Below are 23,119 nucleotides of genomic sequence, written 5' to 3' on the forward strand. Positions count from 1 at the left end.
GAGATGGTCACCCTCGACAGAATCCGGCTTACAGGCCTGCTACGGAAAAGCCCTGCTACGGCGGGGCTTTTCTATAGGTCTTTCGCCGTTCGACTCGTCCTGTTAGCTGTGACCGCCGGTCGGGGCGATTTCTTTGGAACCGCTCGGCGCGGGCGTCCGGCGTTCGCTCGCTCGCGGTGCCGGCTACGCGTCGCGCCGCACGCCGACGGTACCAGGCCGAGCGGACGGTCTCAAGGCGCGCTCGACCCCACGCGAGTCGAGGCGCGGAGCAAAGCTTCTGTTCGGATCTGCCTCGCCACGTAGAGGCAGTGATACTTCGGGTTAGGCGCGTGCGATCCGCGAACGCGTACCTCAGCCGGCTAACTGGCTGGAGACGGGAGAGGAAGATCCGGCCGAGCGACCAGCGCAGCTCGCGCGGCACTACCTTTAAGACGGTAGTTCAGCAAGCAGTCGCTTCGCCTCCTCAACAAGGCTCAGGCGCGAGGCACACGGGATGCACTCGTACAAGCGTGTTGCGTCGTCGGCCACGACGACGACCCGTCGTCCGTCGGGGCTGAAACTAACCCGCCAACTAGAACCGCGCGCGCTCTTTAGAGTCGCTAGGGGCGTGCCGCCTGACGCATCCCAGATACCCGTTGTCCCGTTCCTGCTCGTGGCCGCTATGTACCTGCCGTTGGCACTAAATACCGCTTGGTATAGCGAGCCGCCGACGCCCACGAAGGAAGCGAGTCGTCGGCCGGATGCTGCGTCCCAGGATGCTAGGGTTCCGTCCGCCGCAGCCGTGAGGAGCTCTTTGCCATCCGGACTGAACTCGACATCTTGAACGATGTCCTCGCGCGTCTGGTCAATGATCCTCAACTGCTTCCCGCTGGAAGCATCCCAGAGACGCACGACGCCGCCACCCGTGACGATGCGTTGCCCATCAGGACTAAGGTCTATCGCGGCTCCTACATGACCTGGCGTCTTCAATACCGCGACTTCTCTTCCGGTCGCTATATCAAAGACGACAAGCCGACCGAGAATGCGGGCGTGGGGACCTTCGCCCATCATGATCGAGCCAGGCATAACGATTCGCCTTCCATCTCGGCTCAACACGCCCGGTGTGGCGTCCAACTCGACCGGTGCACGGAGTCGAACCTCCTGCAGGTGGCGTCCCGTAGCGCCATCCAGGATGTGAAGGCCATCCGTACCCGGAACGATCAGCCGCCTTCCGTCCGGAGTAAACTCGGCGTTAGTTATGTAGCCAGCGTTGCTCTCGAAGATAGCGACCTGCCTACCTGTTTTCGTCTCAATCAATCGCACCACGGCGCCCTGGCCGAATCCCTTCGAGCTCTCTACGACGGCGAGAAGACGACCGTCCGGACTGAATGCCACATCCCGCACCTGAGATGCACTATGTATGACGACTAAGCGCCGGCCAGCGCCTGCATCCCAGAGGCTAATAGTTGCAGAACTCCGGATGCGCGTGATCACACCAACCCTCTGGTCGTTCGCGACCGTAGCGATCACCTTACCGGTGGGACTGAATAGTGCGCGGTTGGGGCCACCGGTCGCCGCCGCATCACGGGCGCGGTCTAGGACGGCAATCAATCCGCGTGTCACCCATAGCCGCGCTTTGCCATCACTGCTCATGGTCAGGATAGCCTGCCCATTTGGGCTGAACTCTGCTGTCATTGCACCTTCTGAGATCGGATTGGTGGGGAATTTGAGCGTTGCAAGGCGATCTCCACTCTGTGCGTCCCATACATCGGCCATCTCGCCGAAGTTCGCTGTCACGAGTTCAGCACTGTCTGGACTGAAGGCGATCGATCGTATGAGAGCACCTGGCTCTCCCCTCATCACGACGAGCACCTCGCCACTCACGAGGTCTCGAATATGTATGGCTGGGATGCCAGGCTTTCCAAACGGCCCTTCGCGACTTCCTGTCGGAATGCGTTTCCCGTCCGGGCTGAACGCTCCGGCCATTCCGTCGACGGCGGAAAGTTGCCTCGCAGTTCGCCACTCCCAGAGACGTACTTTGCCGTCAGTGCCGACGGTAAGGAGGTGTTGGCCGTTGGGGCTAAAAGCCGCGTCTGTGATACTCGTCAAGGCGCGCGATCGAGGCCCGGGGCTCTGTAACACGGACAACTTCTCGTCCTGGAGACTCAGAACCCGAGCGGTCCCGTCGGTGGCTGCTATGACGATCCACCTGCCATTAGGGCTGAAACGTGCGCTGGTGATGGCTGAATGTCCATCAGTCACGCCTCCCAGTACTGCGACCCTTGCACCACTTCGGCTGTCCCACAGAACTACGGATGGTTCGTCGGCGGTCGTTGTTAATAGACGAGAACCGTCGGGACTGAACTCCGCTGTCCTCGCATAAGCGGCAATGCCGGTCAAAGACACCAGCCTCTTGCCTGTGATCGCGTCCCAAACGTGAGTCCCGCCTATGGTGCTTGCTGTGACGATCCGCTTTCCATCCGGGCTATGGGTCGCCCTGAGGCTAATAGGACGCGGGATATCAGGTGCGATCATCAGCGAGCGCGACCGTTCGCCGTGGCCCTCGAGACTGAGGCGCGCATGTGGCACGGCAAGCGCGTTTGTGTAGGCGAGTACTGCCTGCGGCGTGGGTTGTGTGACGAGCGCCTGAAGCGCTAGACGGAGGCTTCCTGTTGGATCCGTCGGGAGTGTGGCTGTGCTGCGCGCAGCCAGCTCATTGGAGAGCGCGGCTCGCTTCTCCGAGAGAGCGGCGGATCGTTGCTGAAGTGCAATGCCGACAACGAGCAAAAGAGCCACGACTGCGCCGCCCAGGACTCCTGAAAGGCGGCGTGCTAGTCGTCGCCCTTTTGCCTCGGTCGCAGCGAGCCTGAGCGCCTGCTCGAGTGCGTCTCGCTCTATCCGCAACTGCTCCTGTCGACTGGCTTCGAGAAATGCCCGCTCGGTTTCGCCAAGGCTTGCGTCTATATCGTCGGCGTATTCGAGTGCCGCTGCAAGCCGAGCTCCGCGATAGAGAGCATCCGGGTTGCGACCGAAGTGCTCCCACTCCGCTGCGGCATCATTTAGCCTGGACCGTGCCATGAGGTTGTCGCCGAAGCTCTCGATCGCCTCTGCGAGCAGTGGCCATTCGCGCAGGAGTGCCTCGTGCGCCACGTGGATGTGCGGCTCCTCTCCCTCCGTCGTCAGCAGCCTGGCCTCGACGAACGCGTCCACGACGTCCCGAGCGGCCTCGGTGAACCGTCGCCGGGACACTGGGCGGCTGGATGGCTCGCGCTCGGGATCGACGTGGACGAGTTCGAGGAGGGTCGGCACGACGAGATCGCCCTGGCCACGCCGGGACAACTGCTCGTGGACGCGATCGGCCGCCTTCCTCAGCCCCGCAACGACCCCGCCCACACGCTCGTAGTCGACCCACGAGATCGTCGTCGGGTTGGCCCGGCTGTCGAACAGCTCGCGGAGAGCGAACGCGAGTAGTGGGAGCGGATCACCGCCAGTCGGTGCGCCGCGCGTCGTTTCTTCGATCAGCCGCTGAACGATTCCAGGCTCGAACGCGATGCCTGCGCGTTGGGCTGGGCGCTCGATGACTTCGCCGAGCCGCTCCGGGGACAAGCGACCCACGGACACGATCGGCAGCGCCTGCCCCTCGAATTCGGTGCTCTCCACGATGTCGCTCAAATACTCCGAGCGAGCCGTCATCAGCACCCGCAGGCGGCCGGTCCGCCGGAGTGCGCCGAAGACGAGATCAAGCAGCATGATCCGCTCCTGCGGCTCCGACTGCGTCGCGAGCCGCTCGCCCTGGTCGATCACGAGCACGATGTCGCCCGAGTCAGGAAGGCGGGCCGCCACCAGCAGATCGTCGACGTATCCCGCAAGGCCTTCCCGGGCGCCCGCAAGCCGCACCTCGCACTCGCGCCAATCGACCTCGCGACCGTACGTTGCCAATGCGTCGCACAGTGCCTGCGCGAGTCTCGCCAACGGCCGACCGTCAGGACTGAACGGCGGCACGACAAGCCGCGGCACATCGAGGCGGCGCAGCCTCGGCACCACTCCGGCACGCACAATTGACGACTTTCCGGAGCCAGACGGTCCGGCGATGAGCACAAGCCGTTCCGACCTCTCCGTGCTCTGGAGCCGGAGGTGATCGAGTACGGCGCGGACCTCCTCGTCGCGGCCGAAGAAGACGCCGGCGCGATCCTCGCCAAACGGCAGCAGGCCGGGATACGGCGGCTGGTTCGGATCCCAGTCGAGCGTGTCTAGAGGGTCGATCCCGAGTCGCGACAATGCACCGGCGAGAGGTGCGAATACCCCGGAGCCGTGGGGATCGATCCGTATCCACTCCGTATCCGAGACGAGCGGGTGGACAGCGCCGTCCTCAAGCGTAATCGGAACGATCGTCCGGCCCAGGGAACGGGCAAACGCAAGTTCGGTGTGACACCACCTCGACTCCACCGCCGCGCGTGTGCCGAGGAAGAGTAGGACATCCGCCTTCCGAAGCTCGGAGTACAGCTCCTCTTCCCAGCGGCGGCCAGGCGGGATCCCGTCCTCGGGATCGAAGTCGAGGAACAGCGAGCTGAATCCCTGCTCCTGAAGCCACCTCCGGAGATCTGCGGCGACGGAGTTGTCTCGACTGCTGTGGCTTATGAAAAAGGACGCCACGGCACGCCTCACTCGGTGCGGCCTACGAACTTGTAGCTCTGGTGAAGTGGGAGAGCCATCATGCCACTCAGTCGTGCCGACTCGAAGGAAAGCACGGGGACTCGCACCGCTCAATATCGGTGGCCTCCCGCAAGGCCCTCTGATCCCAAGCCTTAACTCGGAGCCGAGGAATGCTTCGCAGCAGGGCAGTCCGTTCTTGGCGTATCAACGATGGTAGGGAATGGGTGGACTGTCGGAAGGACGGGCCGCGGGCTGAGCGTGTCGAGGCGAGCACCGACGTCGTCCAGTCCTTCACGGAAGACTTGCGCACGTCGCGCAGCGAGCGAGCAGTCGGTCTTGGCGCGCCAGTTTACATTAGGCGGGGTCCGGCGTAGCATCGGTTCTCTATGAGAATGCGTAGGTTCGCCCCGGCGCGTAGCAGTTCGGAGGCGAACACATGGCGAAGCGTGTGGGGCGTCACCCGCTTCCGTTCCGTCACGCGTGCGACGCGCGCGTAGCGGAGGAACGTCTGCCGGCTTACAGGCCTGCTACGGAAAAAGCCCTGGTAACGGGGCTTTTTCTATTAGGTCGTTTCGCCGGGGTACTCGTCCTACTAGCTGTGACCGCCTGTCGGGGCAGCGGCGGTCGGGCGGCGTTGCTTGACATCGTTCGAGCCTGGATGTACGCTCAGCACGCGCAAGCTACTCTCGCCTATTGAGAGCTAATCCGCAGCATATGCAACGGCGTCGCTGCCCTTCGCCGAGGGGACTCCCCGGCCGGAGGAGCGCAGCATCCAGCGATACACCGAGGAGGAGCGACGTGGCGGAGACCGAGACTGCACAACGAGCATCGCGAGGCGCGCGCCCGGGGCTCGCCCTGCTTGCTGCCGTGTTTCTGGCGATGGCCGTCCTGCTGAGCGCCTGTGGCGGCGACGACAACGGCGACGCCGGGGAGGCGGCGGAGGAGGGGGAATATGTGACGGCCAGCCTGGTCGCGACCGACCCGGTTGACGACGTCTACCGCTTCTCCAAGAACGAGACGTCGGGCGAGCCGTTCAAGAAGGACCCGCCCTGGAACGTCCACTTCGCCCAGTACGCGTCGGACCTTCCGATTCTCGCCTTCTTCAAGCAGGAGCTCGAGGAATACGCCAAGAACTACCCCAACATCAAGCTGACGACGTCCGACGGCGAGCTCGACCCGTCGAAGTTCATCGCCGACATCCAGGCGGCGATCACCCGCGGCGTCGACGCGATCATCATCGAGCCAGCCGACGCGCAGACGGCCGTGCCGGCCGTTGAGCAGGCGGCCGCCGCCGGGATCCCGGTCATCGCGATGCAGGCCGAGCTGGCGAGCACGAAGGTTAGCTCGACCGTCGTCGCCAGCGACATCGCGGCCGGTCGCCAGCAGGGCGAGGCGATGGTCGAGGAGCTCAAGCGCCGCAGCGATGACGGCGAGGCGAAGGGCAAGCTGGTCATCGTCAACGGCCTCAACGGCCACCAGCTCACCGACGAGCAGAACCAGGGGTTCAAGGAGGTCCTTGGAGGCCACTCGGGCATCGAGGTCGTCTGCGACCAGTACGCCGAGTTCCAGCCCTCGAAGGCCGTCGAGGTGCTGGAGAACTGCCTTCAGGCCAACCCGGACGCCGACGCAGCCTGGTACATCGGCGCGGATGTCGGGCCCGGTCTCGCAGCTGTCGCAAAGCGCCTGGGCAAGGACGGCGAGAACTTCTTCTTCGTCGGCGGCGGCAGCAACAGGCAGACCCTGGAGGTGATGAAGGAGGAGAAGGGCCTGATCGTCTACGACTACATCTACCCGGGAGCTGCCCTGCCGACCCTGGAGGTCGTGCAGCGGCTGCTGAGCGGCGAGTCCGTGCCGAAGCACGTGCTTATCAACTCGCCGGGGATCACCCCCGACGACGTGGACGCGTACCTTGCGACGGGCACGCCGTACGCCGGCTGGCCGCGGGTGCTGCCCGAGCCCTGGCGATGATCCGGTCCGGCCCTTAGTGGATCCGACCGAGGCAGCGGACGGGGAGCACCCGAAGCGCCGCCACGATGGGTCCCACGGCCCGGAGCACGCCGCGGGATCGGGGTGGCGCGACGGTGGAGGATGTGAGGAGGCCGGGCGCTGAGGCGGCCGGCCTCCCGACTCCGCGCGCGGCGGGCGTCCGGCAGGCGGTGAGCGTGCTGGCAAGGCACGCGGCCCGCCGGTTGGCGGCCGCCGACCTGCAGCTGGTGGGGCTGGCGGTGACGATCGGCGCCATCCTCGTCGTCGGCGCGATCACCTCGCCGCACTTCCTGACGAGCGGCAACATGCTCAACGTCGGGCGGCAGGTCTCGATCGTCGCCCTGCTCGGCCTGGCGGTCACGATCGGCCTGATTACCCGGGTGATCGACTTCTCGGTGGGCGCGGTGCTGGCGCTCACCGCGGTGCTCGTCGCCCTGACCGCCGACGGCCCGATGCTCGCGACGATCGCGCTGCTGCTCGCGGTGATCGCGGCGGTCAGCCTAGTCAAGGGCGTGCTGCTCGCCTACCTGGGGCTCGGCTCCCTGATCACGACCCTGGGCGTCGCGCTGGTGATCGACGGGATCGCCAGGGGGGTGAGCAACTCGCGCCTGGTGCCGGTGTCGAGCCAGGACTGGCGCTTCCTCGGCAGCGGCGACATCGCCGGATTTCCGGCCTCGGTGCTGACCGTGGCCGCGGTATTCATCCTCGCGGCCTTCCTGATGCACTCGACCGTCTGGGGGAAGTACATCTACGCGGCCGGGGCCAACCCGCTCGCGGCTCGGATCGCCGGTGTGCCCGTGCGGCGCGTGAAGCTGGCCGCACTGACGATCTCCACGCTGATCGCCGCGCTCGCGGGGGTGCTGTTCGTCGGACGCGTCGCGGGGGGCGATCCCAACGTGGGGACGGCGATGAGCTTCGATGCACTGGTGGTCGCGGTGCTCGGCGGCGCGAGCCTGCGCGGCGGCCGCGGCAGCGTGCTCGGCGTGGTGCTGGCGGCGGTGCTGATCGGCCTGATGTTCAACCTGTTCACGCTGCTCAACCTGCCGACCTACTGGCAGATGATCGCGCGCGGCTGCATCATCGTCGGCGCGATCTCGCTGGACGCCGTCAGGAGGTCCTGAGCTTGCTGGTGAGGGTCAGCGAGATCAGCAAGCGCTACGGCGGAGTGGAAGCCGTGCGCGGCGTCACCCTGGAGATCGGGCGCGGCGAGGTGCATGGGCTGGTGGGAGCCAACGGCGCCGGCAAGTCCACGCTGCTGAAGATCGTCTCGGGCCTCGTGCGGCAGGACGACGGCACCGTCGAGTGGGCCCAGGACGACGCCGGCCGGACGGACACCAGCGGCAGGATCGGGCTCGTGATGCAGGAGAGCCAGCTCTGCGACTCGATGACGGTGGCCGAGAACATCAGCCTCGGCAACATCCCAAGGCGCGTCAGCGGGCTGCGCGTCGTGCACAAGAAGGCGATGCGGCTCGCGGTCACCAGGCTGCTCGAATCGATCGGGGTGGACGTCTCGCCCGACGCTCCGGTCTCGCGGCTCTCGCTGGCCACGCGCAGGATGGTCGAGGTCGCGATGGCGATGGCACGCGATCCCCGGCTGCTGATCCTCGACGAGCCCACCACTGCGCTGGGCCCCGAGGGAACCGAGCACCTGCTCTCGCTCGCGCGGCGGGTCTCGCAGCACGGCGTCTCGGTGATCTTCGTCTCGCATCGCCTGAGCGAGATCGCCGAGGTCTGCGACCGCGTCACGGTGCTGCGCGACGGGGCCGCCGTCGGCACCCTGGCGGGCGAGGAGATCTCGGTGCCGCGCATGGTGACCATGATGAGCGGCGAGGAGGTCCACGAGGGCGAGCACCACCATTCGGAGAGCAGCGGGGACCGGCAGCTCGAGGTCAGCGGTCTCTCCGGGCCACGGTTTCACGACGTGGACTTCGCCGTGCACTCCGGCGAGTGCGCGGTCGTCACCGGCCTGGTGGGCTCGGGGCGCAGCTCGCTGCTGCGGGCGCTCGCCGGCCTGGCGCCCAGCCGCGGCAGGGTCGCGATCGCAGGCGCGCCGGTCGCGCGCCGATCGACCAGGGCGCTGATCCGCAGGGGCGTTCGCTACCTGCCCGAGGACCGCGGAGACGGCCTGCTCTCGGGTATGTCGGTGCTCGACAACCTCGTGCTGCCCCTGCTCAGCTCGGGCGGCGGCTCGCGCTGGTCGCTGCTGCGCCACCGCGCCGCGCGCCGCGCCGCGCGCGATCTGGTCCAGCGCTTTGGCATCACGATTGCCGACCTCGACCAGCCGATCCATCAGCTCAGCGGCGGCAACCAGCAGAAGGTGATGCTCGCCGCCTGCATGGCGATGAGCCCGCGCGTGCTGCTGATCGACGAGCCAACCCAAGGCGTCGACGTCTCGGCGAAGGCCGAGATCCACCGCATGCTGCTCGGGCTGACCGACTCCGGCGGGACCGTGCTGACCGTGATGTCGGAGCCCGAGGAGTGCATTGAGGTCGGAGACCGCTTCCTGGTCATGCGCAACGGAGAGCTTGTCGGCGAGCTGGGGCGCGGCCGGGCCTCGAAGGGCTCGCTCACGCGGCTTGCGTTCGGCCACGCGGACCAAGCCAACGGGGACGAGCCGAACGGGATCGGGCGCGTGGCGCCCTCGGGAGACTCCTGAGCTCTCCTGGGGGCCCGCGACGCTTTTGGCCCCGGGGGCTCGCCGCGGCCGCGCGGTCGCGGCGACCGGGCCGCTACCTGGAGCGGCGGTGCCTGAGCTGCTCCCCCAGGGCCAACGCGGTCTCGAGCACCACGTCCAGGTGCCCGAGGGCGACCTCGCGCGTGAAGCGGGAGCTCGGGCCCGAAACCGAGAGGGCCGCCACGGTCACGTCGCCGTCCCTGACCGCCGCCGAGAGACCCGCGAGCCCGGGCACCCAGTCGTCCACCACCAGCGCCCAGCCGCGCTCGTTGATCTCGTCCAGCTCCTTCAGCTTCTTCGGGCCGAGTCGCAGTCGCTCGGCCAGCTCGGCGCGCTCCTCCAACGGCTGACCGGCGAGCAGCACGCTGCCAGTAGCGGTGCCCTGGACCGGCTCGCTGAGCCCCACCGAGACCACGCGCCTCACCTGGTGGCGGCTTTCCGCGACGGCGACGCAGAGTCGCTCGCTTCCGTGCAGCACGTGCAGCGAGGCCGTTTCGCCGGTGACGTCTCGCAGGCGCTCGAGGTACGGGCGGGCGATTTCGGCGATGTCCAGGTCGGCGGACGCCGCGCGCACGAGGGCGAACAGCCGCGGCCCCAGCGTGTAGCGCCGGTCGTGCCCCGTGCGGTGCAGCAGGCCCTTGTCGGCCATCAGGTGCATCAGGCGGGTCGTGGTCGAGAGCGAGAGCCCGACCGCCTGGGAGACCTCTGCCGCCGTCGAGGCGCGGGAGCTGGACGCGACTGCCTCGAGGATCATCGTAAGCCGATTAAGTGCCTGCATCCCGTCATTTCCTCCTGTCTCGGATCGCTGGCAGGCCGCGCTGTCGGGACCACATGCCGGGCAGCGCCGCAGGGATCAGGGGCGCCTCGCGGGCAACGCGCGCATGGGTGCCGCTCGCTTGCGTGACCCGGTGCCTTGGGCTAGAATGTCGGTTGTTGGGAGTCGCTCTCAACACGTGGTAGTATAGCCGACAGCGAGGAGGCTTGACCATGCCGTTCGAGGCGAAGAAGCGGGTCGTGTTCGCGATGGAGGCGGAGTTGGACTGGCTTCCCCTGAAAGACACGCCGGGGTTCGACGGGGTGGACATCCCTGGGGTCGAGTGCAAGTACTTCGGCAAGGGTGACGACGGCCCGTGGTTCTACGTCGTCAGGCACGAGCCGGGGGTCGTGGTCCAGCGTCATACGCACAATGGGGACGTCTTTCACTACATCCTCGAGGGCGAGTGGGCCCTCGGCAATCGCACCTGGGGACCGGGTTTCATGCAGTACGAGCAGAAGGGGCTGTTCTACGGCCCGATCACGTCGGGGTCGGACGGATCGCTGTTCCTGGCGATCTACGACCACCGCCCGTCCTTCATCGAGCCGCCCGAGCACGAGCGTGACGTGGTGCCGGATGCCGACTACGCGACCCGCTGAGCCGGCCAGCAGCGAGGGAGGCGGCGCGGGCAGCCGGCAGGCGGCCGACCCGCCCGAAGGCGAGCCCGGTCCCGACCCTGCGGCCGCGCCGGCCGGGTCGGCTCGGGCCCGGAGGACGCCGCCGACGCGGTAGCGATGGCACGCAATTCGCTCGAGGGAGTCCGCGTCGTCGATCTGACCCAGATCGTTAGCGGCGCGGTCACGACCATGTTGATGGCCGACTTCGGGGCGGACATCATCAAGCTGGAGCCGCTGGAGGGCGAGCCCTACCGCAATAGCGGCTACCCGCTGAGGACCGCCGCTGGCGAGACCAACCTCAACTTCCTGCGCTTCTCCCGCGGCAAGCGCAGCGTCGCGGTCGACCTCAAGTCGCCGGGGGGCAAGGATGTCCTGAGCCGGTTGGTGGCCCAGGCCGACGTGCTGGTCGAGAACTTCCGGCCGGGAGTGATGCAGCGGCTTGGCTTCGATCACGATGCCCTGAGGACGATAAACCCGCGCCTGATCTACACAAGCGTCAGCGGGTTCGGTCACGACGACCTCTATCCGAGCCCTTTCGGCGACAGGCCCGCATACGCGATCATCACGGAGGCCATGGCCGGCCTCATGTACCTAGCGGGCGACGGCAAGGGCCCGCCCGTTTGGATGGGGTTCGCGATGGCGGACATCTTCGCCGGCACGCTTGCCTTCGCCGGCATCCTGCTCGCCCTGCGCGACCGGGAGGCGACCGGGCGCGGTCGCCGCGTGGACATCTCGATGTACGACGCTGCCCTGCTGATGAACGACCTGCCGATGACCGCGTACTCGGTGACGGGCGAGGTGCACGGTGGAGGCCAGTACCTGCTCCAGTCCCCCTGGGGCCCGTTCGAAACGACGGACGGCTACGTGGTCATCGCGGTCCTCACCCAGCCGCAGTGGGAGGCCCTCTGCGACGTGATCGGGCGCCCGGACCTGCGCGACGACGAGCGCCTGCGAAGCGGCCGCGATCGCTCCGCGAACCACGACGAGCTCGTGGCGCCGGCGGTGCGCGCATGGACGGCCATGAGGTCCAAGGAGGAGTGCACGCGGCTGCTGCTCGAGCTGGGCGTGCCGGCGGGGCCCGTGAACACGTCCGAGGAGGTCTACGCCTCGCCCCAGGCGAGCGCGCGCAAGATGCTCGTCGATGTCGATGACCCGGTCATGGGACAGGTGAGCCTCGTCGGCAACCCGATCAAGATGGACGACGCCCCTGACCCGTCCGGGTCCAGGACCCCGCGCCTTGGCGAGCACACGCGCGAGGTCCTCGAGAGCCTGCTGGGGATGGCCGCCCACGAGATCGAGAGGCTGGAGAGACAGGGCGCCGTGCGAGCGGCCGACACGGTGCGGCCCGCCGTCGCCTGAGCGAGCCGATCGAGGGTGGCAGATGCCTTCTTGCCTGATCCGCGGAGCCGATTTCCACTACGAGCTGGCCGGGGACGCCGAGCCGGTCCTGACGCTGGTCCACGGCGGCTTGGCCCATTCCGCGGTCTGGCGCAGCCAGGTTCCCCCGCTCTCGCTGCACGCTCGCGTGCTCAGCCTCGATTTGCGCGGCTACGGCGAGAGCGGCGGCGCGGACAGCGGCTGCACGGTGGCCGGCTGGGCTCGCGACCTGATCGGGCTCTGGGACGCGCTCGAGCTCGAGAGTTCGTACCTGCTTGGCTTTTCTCTCGGCGGGATGATCGCCCAGGAGGTGGCGCTCCTCGCGCCCGAGCGGGTCGCCGGCCTCGTGCTTCAGAGCACCTCGGCGCGGCTCGACGAGGACGCCCGCCGGGCGTTCATGCTGCGCGCGGACGTCGTCGAGGCGACCGGCCTCGCGGAGGAGCTCGCGACGCACCTGCAGCGGGCCTTCTCGCCCCGCTTCCTGGCCGAGCAGCCCGAGCTCGTGGAGTGCTACCGGCGCGAGGTCGCCCGCACCGATCCCGCGGTCCTGGCGGCGTCGTTCCGCGCCGTCGCCTCGTTCCACCGCCTCGACGAGCTGCCGCGGATCTCCTGCCCAACGCTGGTGCTCGCGGGGGAGGAGGACCAGGGCGGGTTCGCCCGCGATGCGCTTGCGCTGAGGGCCACGATCCCGAACGCCGCGCTGGCGATCCTCGCCGGGGTGGGGCACACGATCCACCTCGAGGCCCCGAGCACGTTCACCACGATGGTGCGGGACTTCGTCGACTCGCGAGGCACGGTCCAGTTCGAGCGCCGGGGCTCGTTCGGCGAGCCGCTCGGCGAGCCCGGGACGGCGACTTGACTACGCCCGGAGCCGTGCATATGCTCGCACTAAGCAGGAGAAGCTATCAGCTAGTGATAGTCTCGTAACGGCAGTCCGCTCGCGGAGGAGGAAGGGACCATGACGTGGTTTCGTCACAGGGATCAGGGCCTGATCGATGTCGCCCTCGGCAACGCACCGGCCGACCAGGTGATCGCGGGCGGCAAGCTCGTCAACGTCCTCACCAAGGAGGTCTATCCCGCGGACGTGGCCATCAAGGGCGACCGGATCGCGGCCGTGGGCGATGTCGCCCGCTGCCTGGACTCCAGCACCAAGACGATCGACGCCGAGGGCAAGTACCTGGTGCCCGGGCTGATCGAGCCCCACCTTCACGCCTACCACTCCTACACCAGCGTCACGAACGTGGCCCAGGCGCTGCTGATCCACGGCACCACGACGACCGCCGACGGCATCTACGGTCCGTCGATCATCGGCGGGATCGACACGATCAGGTTCATGATCGACGAGTACGCCCGCACGCCGCTGAAGCTGATCTTCGTCGTGCCCGTGGTGGGCTACTTGCAGAATCGTGAGCTGGGCCTCGACCCGGCGCCTAACTCGATCAACGCCGAGCAGATGATGGCGATGCTCGACTGGCCGGAGACTGTGGGCCTGGAGGAGCCGCCCTACCTGCCGGTCGTCCAGAAGGACCCGGTCTTCATGGAGCTGTACCGCCGGGCGATCGAGAAGGGCCTCGTGATCACCGGCCACGCGGCCGGCATCGGCGTGCCGGAGCAGCTGGACGCCTACATCGCCGCCGGCACCACGACCGACCACGAGGCGGTCGAGGCCGAGGTCGCCCTGGCCGAGGCGCGCTCCGGCATGCGGGTGCTGATGCGCCAGGGGTCGGGCGCCTTCGACCTGCGCGAGCTCTCCAGGGCGATCACCGAGCAGCAGGTCGACACGCGCTCGTTCACCTACTGCGCCGACTTGGCCTCGTGCGAGAAGCTGATGCACGAGGGCGACATCGACGAGTGCATCCGCGAGGCCGTGCGCGCCGGCATCGACCCGATCACCGCGATCCAGATGGGGACCCTGAACGCTGCGCAGGTCTACAAGCTCGACGACAACATCGGCTCGATCTCGCCCGGGCGCTGCGCGGATGTCGTGCTCGTCAGCGACCTGCGCGACTTCGAGGTCGAGTCGGTGATGGCCGGCGGCGAGCTGGTGGTCAGCGACGGCAAGCTGGTCGCCGAGATCGCGCCGCCGGAGTACCCCGAGGCGATGTATGGCACCGTGCGCATCCAGCGCGACCTAGTCGCGAGCGACTTCGACGTCCCGGCGCCCGAGGGCGCCGAGCAGGTGCGTGTGCGCGTCATCGGCGTCGTGGACCTGAGCCTGCACACCAAGGAGCTGTTCGAGACGCTCAAGGTGAACGACGGCGTCATCCAGCCGGACCCAGAGAACGACGTCCTGCCGATCGCGATGATCGACCGCCACGCGGCGACCGGCCAGATCGGCAGGGCGTTCGTGAAGGGGTTCGGCCTGCGCAGGGGCGCGATCGCCAGCAGCGTGAACGCCGTCTGCGAGGACATCGTGGTGATCGGCGCCTCGAAGGAGGACATGGCCTTCGCCGCCAACCACATCGCTAAGATCGGCGGCGGCAAGGTGGCGGTCGCCGACGGGAAGGTGCTCGCCGAGGTGCGCCTGCCCCTGCTGGGCCTGTTCTCGGCCGACCCGCTGCCGACGATCGTGGCCGAGTTCGACCAGCTCGCGGCGAGCATCCGCGAGCTCGGCTCGGCTGTCACCCATCCGTTCTCGACGCTGGAGTTCTGCGGCGCCTGCGGCGAGATCGGGAAGATCAAGATCTCTCCCCAGGGGATCATCGACGTAGAGAAGATCGAGCTCGTCGACTTAGTCGCCGAGGACCAGGCCGCTCACGCGTAGCGGGCCGGGCGGCCGCGGTAGCGGCGCTCGGCAGACCGGTTGCGGAAGGAGTGTCATCGAGATGACAGGGTTAGACTCGCAGAGCGGCAGGAGGCTGCGGTACGGCGCCTACGGGCCCTTCCAGCCGCTGAGCGCCATCTATGAGACCGCGAATTGGGCCGAGCAGCGCGGGCTCGACTCGTACTGGCTCGGAGATCGCAGCATCGCGTTCCCCACGCCCGACGTTCTCGAAGCCTGGTCGGCATTGGTCGCCGTGGCGACCCGCACCGAGCGGATCGGGCTCGGCATGGCCGTCACCGATCCCTTCCGGCGGCACCCGGCCGTGCTGGCGCAGACGGTCACCGCGCTCGACCACATCTCCGACGGCCGCGCGCTGCCGGGCATCGGCATGGGCGAGCGGGTGAACGTCGTGCCCTTCGGCATGCCGATGGAGAAGAAGACCGCCCGCCTGCAGGAGTTCGTGGAGCTGATGAAGCTCTACTGGAGCGGCGAGCCGATCCACTTCGAGGGCAAGTACTTCAGCTCGAAGGGCGGCGTGCTGCGTCCGACGCCGATCCAGTCGCCGCATCCGCCCGTCTGGATGGCGGGCAACGCGCCGCGCACGCTCGAGGTCGTCGGCCGGGTCGCCGACGCCTGGCTGCCGGCCGCACTGACCCCGGATATGTACCGCGAGGACCTCGGGCGCATCCGCGAGGTCGCGGCCGAGGCGGGGCGGGACCCCGACGCGATCGAGCCAGGCCTGTTCATGTACACGGTGCTCCACGAGGACGCCGGGCAGGCCCGCGAGACCGCCCACCAGCTGGGGCGCGGGATCGCCGTCTGGTGGCGAGGGTCGCTGCGCCGGCTCGGGTACGACCTCGGCAGCGACGATCTGACCGTCTCGAACTTCGACGGCAGCCCGGAGGCGATGGACGAGTGGCTGAAGCTGGCCGAGGACGTGCCCGCCGAGGCGGTGGACCAGCTGGTCAATTCAGGCGATCCTGGGCAGTTGAAGGGCCGCATGGAGGAGTTCGTCGCCGCCGGCGTGAGGCACTTCGTCGTCATCAGCCTCGACGGCCTCGGAGACATCGCGCGCTGGAAGGAAACCGTTACGTGCCTGTGCGACGAGGTAATCCCCGCCCTCGGCGATCGCCCGGCGGCGGTCGCCTAGGCCGGGGGGCCGCGAGGGGGTGGCGACCGTAACGGAGCCCGCCCGCAGCGGGGCCGGGCGGACGATGAGCGCGATGGTCCTCGAACGCTACGGCTCGCCCGTGGTGCGCCGCGCGCTGCCGGTGCCCGAGCCCGGTCCGGGGGAGGTCGTCGTGCGGATCGAGGCGGCCGCCCTCTGCGGCTCGGACCTCCACCTGCAGGCAGGCGCCTTCGAGCGTCCCGGGGGGCGCTTCGCCGGTCTGGTCCCGCCGATCGTGATGGGCCACCAGATCGCTGGCGAGCTCGCCGCCGTGGGAGCCGAGGTCGACGGGCTAGAGCCGGGCACGCGCTGTGTCGTCTACGCGAACCTGTTCTGCGGGCGCTGCCTCGCCTGCCTGGCGGGACGCCAGAACCTCTGCCGAACGGTGGCCAAGCGCGTCGGGCTCGAGGTGCCGGGCGGCTTCGCCGAGTACGTGGCGGTCCCGGCCGTGAACGCGTTCGCCGCGCCGGACCTGGACCCGGCCGAGCTTAGCGTCCTCCCCGACGCGGTCGCGACCGCGTATCACGCGGTGGTCAGGAGAGCCGCGGTCGAGCCGGGCGAGGTGGTCGTGGTGCTCGGGATCGGCGCGATCGGCCTCTACGTCACGCGGATCGCCGCGCTGCGGGGAGCGCACGTCGTGGCCGCCGATCGCGCGGCCGACGAGCGCGCCGAGCGCGCCCGCGAGTTCGGTGCCTCGGCCGTGCTGAGCGGCGACGCCGGGCCTCAGCTGGTGCCGGAGATTCTCGACGCGGCCGGGCGTCCCGCGGACGCGGTGATCGACGTGGTGGGATCGGGCGAGACGCTCGCGGCGGCGGTGTCGCTGCTACGCGGAGGGGGTCGGCTGGTGGTGATCGGCCTGACGGGCGACCGGGCGCTGCCCCTGGACGCGGCGAGCGCCCGTGAGCTGCGGATCATGGGCTCGCTCTCCTCCACCCCCAGGGACCTCGTCGAGGTGCTCGCGCTCGCCGAGCGGGGCGCGGTCGAGCCGCTGGTGGCCGAGCGGTTCCCGCTGGATCAGGCCAATGAGGCCCTAGGCGTGCTAGCGGGCGGCGATGCCGTGGGGCGCCTAGTGCTGGTGCCATGACCAAGGGCGCCGCGAGCGAGCTGTCCGCCGCGCTCGCGCTGCGGGGCCTCGGGATCGCCGACCTGGTGGCGGTCGCGGCCCGCGACGAGCGCCGGCTCGAGCTGGCCGAGGAGACGCTGGGGCGGGCCGGGATCGCCAGCATGCGTCTCAGGCGACGGCCGGAGGGCGAGCCCGTCGATGGCGCCGTTGTCTGGGATCCGGACGCGGCCACGCTGGAGGCGGCACTGGCGGCGCTGCGCCCCGGCGGCACCCTGATCGTGATCGGCGCGCCGCCGCCGGGCTGCTCCATCGACGCCGGCGAGCTCGCGCTGGCCGAGATCGAGGTCCAGTGCCTCGCGGCCGCAGCCAGCTGAGCCCGGCCTCTGCCACCGTTGCGGATGGCGGCGGCTGTGAGGCTCAGACGCCTTCGCCGTCCATGCCCTCGGGCCAGCCAGGCAGCCACGGCTCGGGAACGACGCCGGCGGCGTTGAGCAGGCCGGCGACCATGCGGTAGAAACCGATCAGCAGGACCAGCTCGAGCATCTCGGGCTCGCCGAGGTGCCTGTGGGCGGCCTCCCAGGTCCCGTCCCCGACGCTCGCCGTAGCCAGCAGCTCGTCGGTAAAGGCGAGCAGCGCCCGCTCGCGCTCCGACCACTCGCCCGCCTCCAGCGGCCGGGTCAGCAGCCGGATCTCGCGGTCGCTGACGCCCTCGCGCTGGCCGATCAGCACGTGCTGACCGAACTCGTACACCGAGCCGCTGCGCCAGCCCGTGCGCAGGATCACCAGCTCCCTCTCGCGCGGGGGCAGCAGCCCCTTCGTGAGCAAGAGCCCGCCGAGCACGTTGAACCGCTTCAGCAGCGCCGGGTGGTGCGCGAGCGTGGCGAAGATCCTCAGGGGCACGCCGTCGGGCCCGGCGAGCGTCTTCGTGAGCAGCTCCTCGTCCTCGGGGCTGAGCTCCTGGGCTGGCGCGATGCGGGGCTCACTCCGGGCGCGGTCTGGGCTCATGCCGCGCCTCCCGCCGGCGTCACCGCGGCCTCGCCCGGATCGAGTACCTGGCCCAGCGGGACGAGGCGGCGCCAGATATCGCGCGGCGCGCCCTGCTCGCGCATCCGCTCGCGGGCCGCGATAAGGGTCCTGCCGGTCTGGGTGTGCTGGAAGAGCCAGTTGCGCGTGGCCTGTGCCGCGGGCACGTGCGGCGCGAGCGCGATCGCCACCTCCTCGAAGTACCAGCGGATGTCGAGCGCCACCTGGGTGGGGTCGCGCTCCCATTCCTCGGCGTCCCAGCGTTCCCCCTCCGCGATGCGCGCGAAGCGCTCGATCCCGCTCACGACCGCGTCGGGGTCGATCTCCCGGCGGGCGAGCCCTCGCCTGCGTTGCCGCCGCTGGCGCTCGAAGGCAGGGCGCAGCGCGATCGCCTCGTCGATTGCCACGGGCAGGTCCGGGTCGAGCTGGGGCGGGACCAGGCAGTCCAGGGGCCCCTCGCCCTGGTCGGGGACGACCTCAGGGAAGCGGGCGAGGACCGGCCCGCGCGGCGCTGCGAGGAGCTCGAAAGCGGCCTCGATCACCCGTCGCTGGAACGCTGGCTCGCCCGGCCGGCCCAGCGGCCGGCCGAAGGGAAACTCGCAGCAGAGCGCGCGCGGCGGTTGGATCCGCTCCGCCAGCTCGGGCACGAAGGCGATCGCGACGGTGGCGAGGCCCTCGCGCTCGAGCACGTGCGCGAGGGTGCAGACGGTGCGGGTGCACATCGGGCAGGCCGGCGTCAGAAGGGCCACGTCCACGCCGTCGGCGAGCAGCATGCTCGCGGCCGCCGGCCCGGTGTCGAGCCGCAGCGTCGAGAGGGTGTTGTGCTGGGCGCCCATGAAGGCGATGTGGCGGGGCGCCACGCTGCCGATGATGCCGTCGGCGGCGAGCTCGTCGAGCCTGTCGCGCGGCAGGACGACGTTCAGGTCGAGCGCCGCGCCGCTGTAATCGACGTTGGCGCTCGCGTGCCCGAGGACCAACGCGTCGTCGTCGTGGGGCAGCACGCGAAAGGACTGGTCCCCGCGCGTCCAGCCCTCGTCGCCCTGACGGTGGAGCCCCGCCGTCGTGACGACCGCGACGCATGCGTCGGTGAGCCGCGGCGGCCGGGCGAAGGCGGTGTCCGGGAAGGACGGCACCGGAGCGGCCGCCACCTCGCGGCGCAGGTCCGCGTCGCTCAGCGGCCCTGCATGCTCTGCGTGGGCCTGGCCGTGCACTCTCAGCAGATGATAGGTGCTAGCATCTAATGAACGTAGCTTGCCGGATCTCGCGTGTCAAGCTCGCTGTCGGGAGCCGGCCGGCGCCGATCCTTCACTTCGCGATCGGTCGGCTTCGGCTTGAGGATCTGTTTGAGCGCGTTCCGTGCTGCCTGCTCGCGCTTGCGCTCGATTACCGAGTCGCGGACGAACAGGAGCCCGAAGCGGACGTCCTCCTCCGCCATTGCTTTGGTTTCGGCCGTTGCCGAGCCGCCCGCCGTAACGGCTCCAGCCCGGGCACCTCCTCGGAGAAGGAGACTGCGCCGTGGATCATCGCCTCGTGAACTTCCTCTGGGCACGCTGATCGCTCCCGGCAAGGCGATGGTGATCCTCAACCCGACCCACGATCTCGTCCGCCAGAAAGCGACGCTGGCCGAGGAACTCGCGCACGTCGTGATGGGTCACCCGCCGAGCAGCATCGATCCCGCCACTGGCTTCCGTACATACAACCGCGACATCGAGGACGAGGCCTACGGCGTCGGCGGTGCGATGGTGCTGCCGTACAGTCAGCTCTTCCCGCTGGCGAAGCGCGGCGTTCCGACCGCGACGATCGCTGTGCGCTACGCGCTCTCTGAGAGGTTCGTCAACTACCGAATCAACCGCGCCGGCCTGCGGCGGATGTACCGCAAGCGCATCGGCGCTTGAGGGCGATGGCCTTCTCGAGTGGCAGCGGCCGGCATCAGCCAAAGTCGCACCGCGCCGCGTCGTGGGTGATCGCTAGGAAGCGGCTTCGCGCTCTCGCCGAAGCTCTTCCCGCTTGCGGCGATTCTCCGCCAGCTCCTGCTTCAGCGCTTTGTCGAAAGCTCGGACGATCTCAGGTCTGGCCCAACCTGCATCGCGCGCGACGTACCGTCCATGCCCGAGTTTACGTACAACCTCGCTGCGCCGCGTAGCCACGAGACGAACTATACGGGCCACAGAAGACGTCGCGCGTTAGAGAGATGCAGCCGAAGCGGCCTCCGAGAGGAAGGCCAACATCCCCTCAACGAGGATTCCGTGGAATTCCGCCTTGAGTCCGTCGTCCATCACATCGAGGACGGTCTGGCCCGCTGGCAAGGTAGATGCGACGGTCATGCATCCAACTGGCAGCAGGCCTAAGCCCGGTACCGCTGGCGTGAGTGGTAGCCCGCGTATATATCGCCAGCGCGAGGCGTAGATTTCTCGATCCTCCTCCACGCGCGTACCGCGACAGAAGGCCTCGACAGATATCCATCTGCTGCCAGCCTCGATCGGCACAGCCTGCATCGTGGAACGGTCCCTATGCAGTCGGTCTGTCGTTGCCCAGCTCATCAGGCCGTCGCCGTGGCGGGTCGCCAGCCACAGGGACGCTGCGATCCCCTCGCTGGAGAAGTCAGCACCGAAACGCTCAGCCTCCGCAATACCTCGATCCAGAAGGGCTCGAAGCCGATCGCTGAGAAACCGTTGTCCGAGCTCGAAGTCTGTATCGCGGTCCACTCCGATCACTGAGGACTCGACCTCGGTGATCCACATGCTGGCGCGCTGATGGAGTGATCGATAAGCGGCTGGATCCGCGTGGCGTAGTCCGATTTCGTGTAGCACCTGTGCGACATCCGCAAAGTGATCGACGAAGATCGCGTCGACCCCGCACCGTTGCCATCGTCGCGCCGTTGCCTCCTCGCGCGCCGCTCGGACTTTCACTGGGAGCTCAGCGGATTCGGCCTGTCTGACAAAGAGCGCCGCATGAGGGCGCTCGCCTCGGTAGCCGTAGAGGTATCGGATCGGATTCGGATCCGTCAGGCTGCTTCCGACGAACAAGCAGTTCGAATTCAGCAGGCGCTCGGCCATTAGCTCCTCCTGCCAGGAGGAGCCGCGCTGCATTTGGTGATAGTGCTCCTCGGAGAGGATGAGCGTTCCTTTGGTCCCGTCTCGTCCGGCGTATCCGTGGAGGTGAGTGACTGGAACGGCTCCGGCAGGGATCACTTTGCGCTGCCGGATGTACGACTTGACATCTTTGGCGGCGAAGCCGGCTTCTCGAAGCGCTTGCTCCAAGAGATCGTCGTAGTTGCTGGTAACGATCGTCATTCGCTCCTGCAGGCGTCGACGCAGCTGAGCGATCTGGCGCGATATCGGCCCAGGGACGAAATCGGCCGCAGTTCCGCCGCCGAACAGTTCCTCGAGCAGCCACTCCTGCAGCTGCTCGCCTGAGAGAGCCTCTACGACGGCGGCTGCTCCCAGCAGGCCATCCTTGGCGAGAGTTTCGTCAACCCACCGATTTCGGTCCGGCATCTCAGACGCATCGAAGGTCTTCTGGGCCGAACGCTCCAGAAGTCGCTCGATTAGCGGCTCCCACCCCGGTAGCCCGGCCTCGATCGAAGAACCTGCGCCGACCACAACCGTCACGCGGCTGGATTCGGAGAAGCGCTCCACGACCTCGGCTATCTCTGGCCGCTGAAAGATTGCGAAGCTCACAATGCGGATCGTAGGAGTCGCGCTCGCCGGCCGCGCCGCGGCCCCGCCGTCAGCGAACTCGGCGCGGCCTTTGCGCTGAGGGTCGGGCCTTCGGAAAACTCGCCTTGCGTCGTTTCGTTGCTTCCGTGGCGGAGTAAAGCCGCATCGCGCTGGTTACAGGTGAGACGCGATCGCGCGCTCGCGAGTTCCGCAGGAAGTCGCCGCGAATTGCCGCTAGGGCCCGGCAAAGCCCGGCCTGTCACGCGGGAGGCCGCGGGTTCGAGGGGAAGTGCAGGCGCTTGACCGCTCCGCGGAGATCGTGTGCCGTGATGCGGGTGTAGCGCTGGGTGGAGTCGAGGTGCTTGTGCCCGAGCAGTTCCTGGATCTGGCGCAGGTTTGCACCGGCGTGCAGCAGCTCGGAGGCGAACACGTGCCGGAGCGTGTGGGGTGTGACGCGCTTGCGCTCGGTGACCCCCGCGGCGCGCGCGTAGCGGAGGAAGGTCTGGGTCATGATCGTCTGCGAGAGCCGCCGCCCCTGGACGCCGACGAACAGCGCCGGCTCCGGGTCGCGCGCCCGGAACTGGAGGTAATCGAGGAAGAGCGGCGCAAGCGCGGGGTGGATCGGCACGACGCGTTGCCGGCCGCCCTTCGCCCTGCGCACGTGCAGCAGCCGCCGTTCGAGGTCGACGTCGTCCCAGTCGAGCCCCAGCAGCTCGCTGCGGCGCAGGCCGGCGTAGGCGAACAGGGCGAGCATCAGCCGGTCGCGCTCGCGCTTGCCCGCGAAGCGGCGTTCCCAGACGTCGTCGCGCTCGACGGCGCGCAACAGGCGGGCGAGCTCGCGGCTGTCGAGCACGTCCGGCAGCGCCTCGCGCTTCTTCGGCGTCCGCAGCACCTGGGCCGGATTCCGGTCGATCTCCTCGTTCTCGACCAGGAAGCGGAAAAAGCCCTTGAGCGCGGCGACCGTGCGCGCCTGGCTCGAGGGCGCCGGCCGGCGCGTCGCCTCGTCGGCGAGGAAGCGGCGCAGGTCGAGCGGGCGCACCGCCGCCCACTCGCGCAGGCCCGCGGCCTGCAGGAAGCGCAGGCAGGCGGCGACGTCGCGCTCGTAGGCCGAGCAGGTGAGCGGCGCTAACCGCCGCTCGATCTGGCAGTAGTCGAGGAAGTCGGTGAGTGCGTTTTGCATTCGGGGCCACCGTTCGGGCAGGCCCCGACCTGCGGTCGGTGCTAGTAGGACGATTCTCCGGCTTACAGGCCTGCTACGGAAAAAGCCCTGGTAACAGGGCTTTTTCCGTAAGCGTTCAGTCCCTGGGCAGGGACCCGGCGCCGTGCGGCGAATTGCGGCTGG

General features: G+C 68.5%; 18 protein-coding genes. 11 read left to right on the forward strand and 7 right to left on the reverse strand.

Features of this window, described 5'->3' with window-relative positions; all coding sequences use genetic code 11:
* Nucleotides 1-426: 426 nt before the first annotated feature.
* On the reverse strand, nucleotides 427-4,632 hold the full coding sequence (locus tag WEB06_13535) for a TIR domain-containing protein (GenBank protein MEX2556634.1): 4,206 nt from the start codon (nucleotides 4,630-4,632) through the stop codon (nucleotides 427-429).
* Nucleotides 4,633-5,430: 798 nt separating this feature from the next.
* Here WEB06_13535 and WEB06_13540 point away from each other — a divergent pair.
* The 3 genes from WEB06_13540 (at nucleotide 5,431) to WEB06_13550 (ending at nucleotide 9,274) form a co-directional block, all read left to right on the forward strand.
* The gene (locus tag WEB06_13540; GenBank protein MEX2556635.1) at nucleotides 5,431-6,600 is read left to right on the forward strand and encodes a sugar ABC transporter substrate-binding protein; all 1,170 of its coding nucleotides are present in this window, start codon (nucleotides 5,431-5,433) and stop codon (nucleotides 6,598-6,600) included.
* Between the two features lie 221 nt (nucleotides 6,601-6,821).
* Nucleotides 6,822-7,739 carry an ABC transporter permease gene (locus WEB06_13545; GenBank protein MEX2556636.1) on the forward strand — a complete coding sequence of 306 codons (918 nt, stop codon included), beginning with the start codon at nucleotides 6,822-6,824 and terminating at the stop codon, nucleotides 7,737-7,739.
* An 8-nt stretch (nucleotides 7,740-7,747) separates the two neighbouring features.
* Nucleotides 7,748-9,274, forward strand: coding sequence for a sugar ABC transporter ATP-binding protein (locus tag WEB06_13550; GenBank protein ID MEX2556637.1), 1,527 nt, complete (start codon nucleotides 7,748-7,750; stop codon nucleotides 9,272-9,274).
* Nucleotides 9,275-9,347: 73 nt separating this feature from the next.
* Here the strand turns inward: WEB06_13550 and WEB06_13555 are convergent, their stop codons facing one another.
* The gene (locus tag WEB06_13555) at nucleotides 9,348-10,070 is read right to left on the reverse strand and encodes an IclR family transcriptional regulator (protein MEX2556638.1); all 723 of its coding nucleotides are present in this window, start codon (nucleotides 10,068-10,070) and stop codon (nucleotides 9,348-9,350) included.
* Between the two features lie 209 nt (nucleotides 10,071-10,279).
* Here WEB06_13555 and WEB06_13560 point away from each other — a divergent pair, with 209 nt between their 5' ends.
* From WEB06_13560 to WEB06_13590, 7 genes are all read left to right on the forward strand, one after another.
* On the forward strand, nucleotides 10,280-10,705 hold the full coding sequence (locus WEB06_13560; GenBank protein ID MEX2556639.1) for a hypothetical protein: 426 nt from the start codon (nucleotides 10,280-10,282) through the stop codon (nucleotides 10,703-10,705).
* Nucleotides 10,706-10,840: 135 nt separating this feature from the next.
* On the forward strand, nucleotides 10,841-12,082 hold the full coding sequence (locus WEB06_13565) for a CoA transferase (protein MEX2556640.1): 1,242 nt from the start codon (nucleotides 10,841-10,843) through the stop codon (nucleotides 12,080-12,082).
* A 22-nt stretch (nucleotides 12,083-12,104) separates the two neighbouring features.
* Nucleotides 12,105-12,959: an alpha/beta hydrolase gene (locus tag WEB06_13570; GenBank protein ID MEX2556641.1), complete on the forward strand. Its 855-nt coding sequence runs from the start codon at nucleotides 12,105-12,107 to the stop codon at nucleotides 12,957-12,959.
* 99 nt (nucleotides 12,960-13,058) lie between these two features.
* Nucleotides 13,059-14,864, forward strand: coding sequence for an adenine deaminase C-terminal domain-containing protein (locus WEB06_13575; GenBank protein ID MEX2556642.1), 1,806 nt, complete (start codon nucleotides 13,059-13,061; stop codon nucleotides 14,862-14,864).
* A 61-nt stretch (nucleotides 14,865-14,925) separates the two neighbouring features.
* A complete protein-coding gene (locus WEB06_13580) occupies nucleotides 14,926-16,014 on the forward strand; it encodes an LLM class flavin-dependent oxidoreductase (GenBank protein MEX2556643.1) in 1,089 nt (362 codons plus the stop codon).
* A gap of 19 nt (nucleotides 16,015-16,033) precedes the next feature.
* Nucleotides 16,034-17,116: a zinc-binding dehydrogenase gene (locus WEB06_13585; protein MEX2556644.1), complete on the forward strand. Its 1,083-nt coding sequence runs from the start codon at nucleotides 16,034-16,036 to the stop codon at nucleotides 17,114-17,116.
* The gene (locus WEB06_13590) at nucleotides 17,113-17,469 is read left to right on the forward strand and encodes a zinc-binding dehydrogenase (GenBank protein ID MEX2556645.1); all 357 of its coding nucleotides are present in this window, start codon (nucleotides 17,113-17,115) and stop codon (nucleotides 17,467-17,469) included. Before WEB06_13585 ends, WEB06_13590 begins: the two co-directional genes overlap by 4 nt.
* A 43-nt stretch (nucleotides 17,470-17,512) precedes the next feature.
* Here the strand turns inward: WEB06_13590 and WEB06_13595 are convergent, their stop codons facing one another.
* The 3 genes from WEB06_13595 to WEB06_13605 are packed head-to-tail and all read right to left on the reverse strand — an operon-like array spanning nucleotide 17,513 to nucleotide 19,553.
* Nucleotides 17,513-18,100, reverse strand: a complete 588-nt coding sequence (locus WEB06_13595) for a carboxymuconolactone decarboxylase family protein (GenBank protein MEX2556646.1) — start codon at nucleotides 18,098-18,100, stop codon at nucleotides 17,513-17,515.
* A complete protein-coding gene (locus WEB06_13600) occupies nucleotides 18,097-19,329 on the reverse strand; it encodes a hypothetical protein (protein MEX2556647.1) in 1,233 nt (410 codons plus the stop codon). Before WEB06_13600 ends, WEB06_13595 begins: the two co-directional genes overlap by 4 nt.
* Nucleotides 19,330-19,355: 26 nt before the next feature.
* Nucleotides 19,356-19,553 (reverse strand): hypothetical protein, encoded by a 198-nt coding sequence (locus WEB06_13605; GenBank protein ID MEX2556648.1) that lies wholly within the window; start codon nucleotides 19,551-19,553, stop codon nucleotides 19,356-19,358.
* A gap of 139 nt (nucleotides 19,554-19,692) precedes the next feature.
* Here WEB06_13605 and WEB06_13610 point away from each other — a divergent pair, with 139 nt between their 5' ends.
* Nucleotides 19,693-20,013 carry an ImmA/IrrE family metallo-endopeptidase gene (locus WEB06_13610; protein MEX2556649.1) on the forward strand — a complete coding sequence of 107 codons (321 nt, stop codon included), beginning with the start codon at nucleotides 19,693-19,695 and terminating at the stop codon, nucleotides 20,011-20,013.
* A 288-nt stretch (nucleotides 20,014-20,301) separates the two neighbouring features.
* On the opposite strand, the gene WEB06_13615 is transcribed toward WEB06_13610, so the two are convergent.
* Nucleotides 20,302-21,798 carry an SIR2 family protein gene (locus WEB06_13615; protein ID MEX2556650.1) on the reverse strand — a complete coding sequence of 499 codons (1,497 nt, stop codon included), beginning with the start codon at nucleotides 21,796-21,798 and terminating at the stop codon, nucleotides 20,302-20,304.
* Nucleotides 21,799-22,036: 238 nt separating this feature from the next.
* A complete protein-coding gene (locus tag WEB06_13620; GenBank protein MEX2556651.1) occupies nucleotides 22,037-22,957 on the reverse strand; it encodes a tyrosine-type recombinase/integrase in 921 nt (306 codons plus the stop codon).
* Nucleotides 22,958-23,119: the final 162 nt, after the last annotated feature.

Source organism: Actinomycetota bacterium (assembly GCA_040905475.1).
GTDB lineage: Bacteria > Actinomycetota > AC-67 > AC-67 > AC-67 > DATFGK01.

Bases quoted from the DNA above. Each gene is read 5' to 3' on its own strand.
- WEB06_13575 (MEX2556642.1), top strand. From the start codon at position 13,059: ATGACGTGGTTTCGTCACAGGGATCAGGGCCTGATCGATGTCGCCCTC.
- WEB06_13570 (MEX2556641.1), top strand. From the start codon at position 12,105: ATGCCTTCTTGCCTGATCCGCGGAGCCGATTTCCACTACGAGCTGGCC.
- WEB06_13590 (MEX2556645.1), top strand. From the start codon at position 17,113: ATGACCAAGGGCGCCGCGAGCGAGCTGTCCGCCGCGCTCGCGCTGCGG.
- WEB06_13555 (MEX2556638.1), bottom strand. From the start codon at position 10,070: ATGCAGGCACTTAATCGGCTTACGATGATCCTCGAGGCAGTCGCGTCC.
- WEB06_13580 (MEX2556643.1), top strand. From the start codon at position 14,926: ATGACAGGGTTAGACTCGCAGAGCGGCAGGAGGCTGCGGTACGGCGCC.
- WEB06_13565 (MEX2556640.1), top strand. From the start codon at position 10,841: ATGGCACGCAATTCGCTCGAGGGAGTCCGCGTCGTCGATCTGACCCAG.
- WEB06_13605 (MEX2556648.1), bottom strand. From the start codon at position 19,553: ATGGCGGAGGAGGACGTCCGCTTCGGGCTCCTGTTCGTCCGCGACTCG.
- WEB06_13595 (MEX2556646.1), bottom strand. From the start codon at position 18,100: ATGAGCCCAGACCGCGCCCGGAGTGAGCCCCGCATCGCGCCAGCCCAG.
- WEB06_13620 (MEX2556651.1), bottom strand. From the start codon at position 22,957: ATGCAAAACGCACTCACCGACTTCCTCGACTACTGCCAGATCGAGCGG.
- WEB06_13560 (MEX2556639.1), top strand. From the start codon at position 10,280: ATGCCGTTCGAGGCGAAGAAGCGGGTCGTGTTCGCGATGGAGGCGGAG.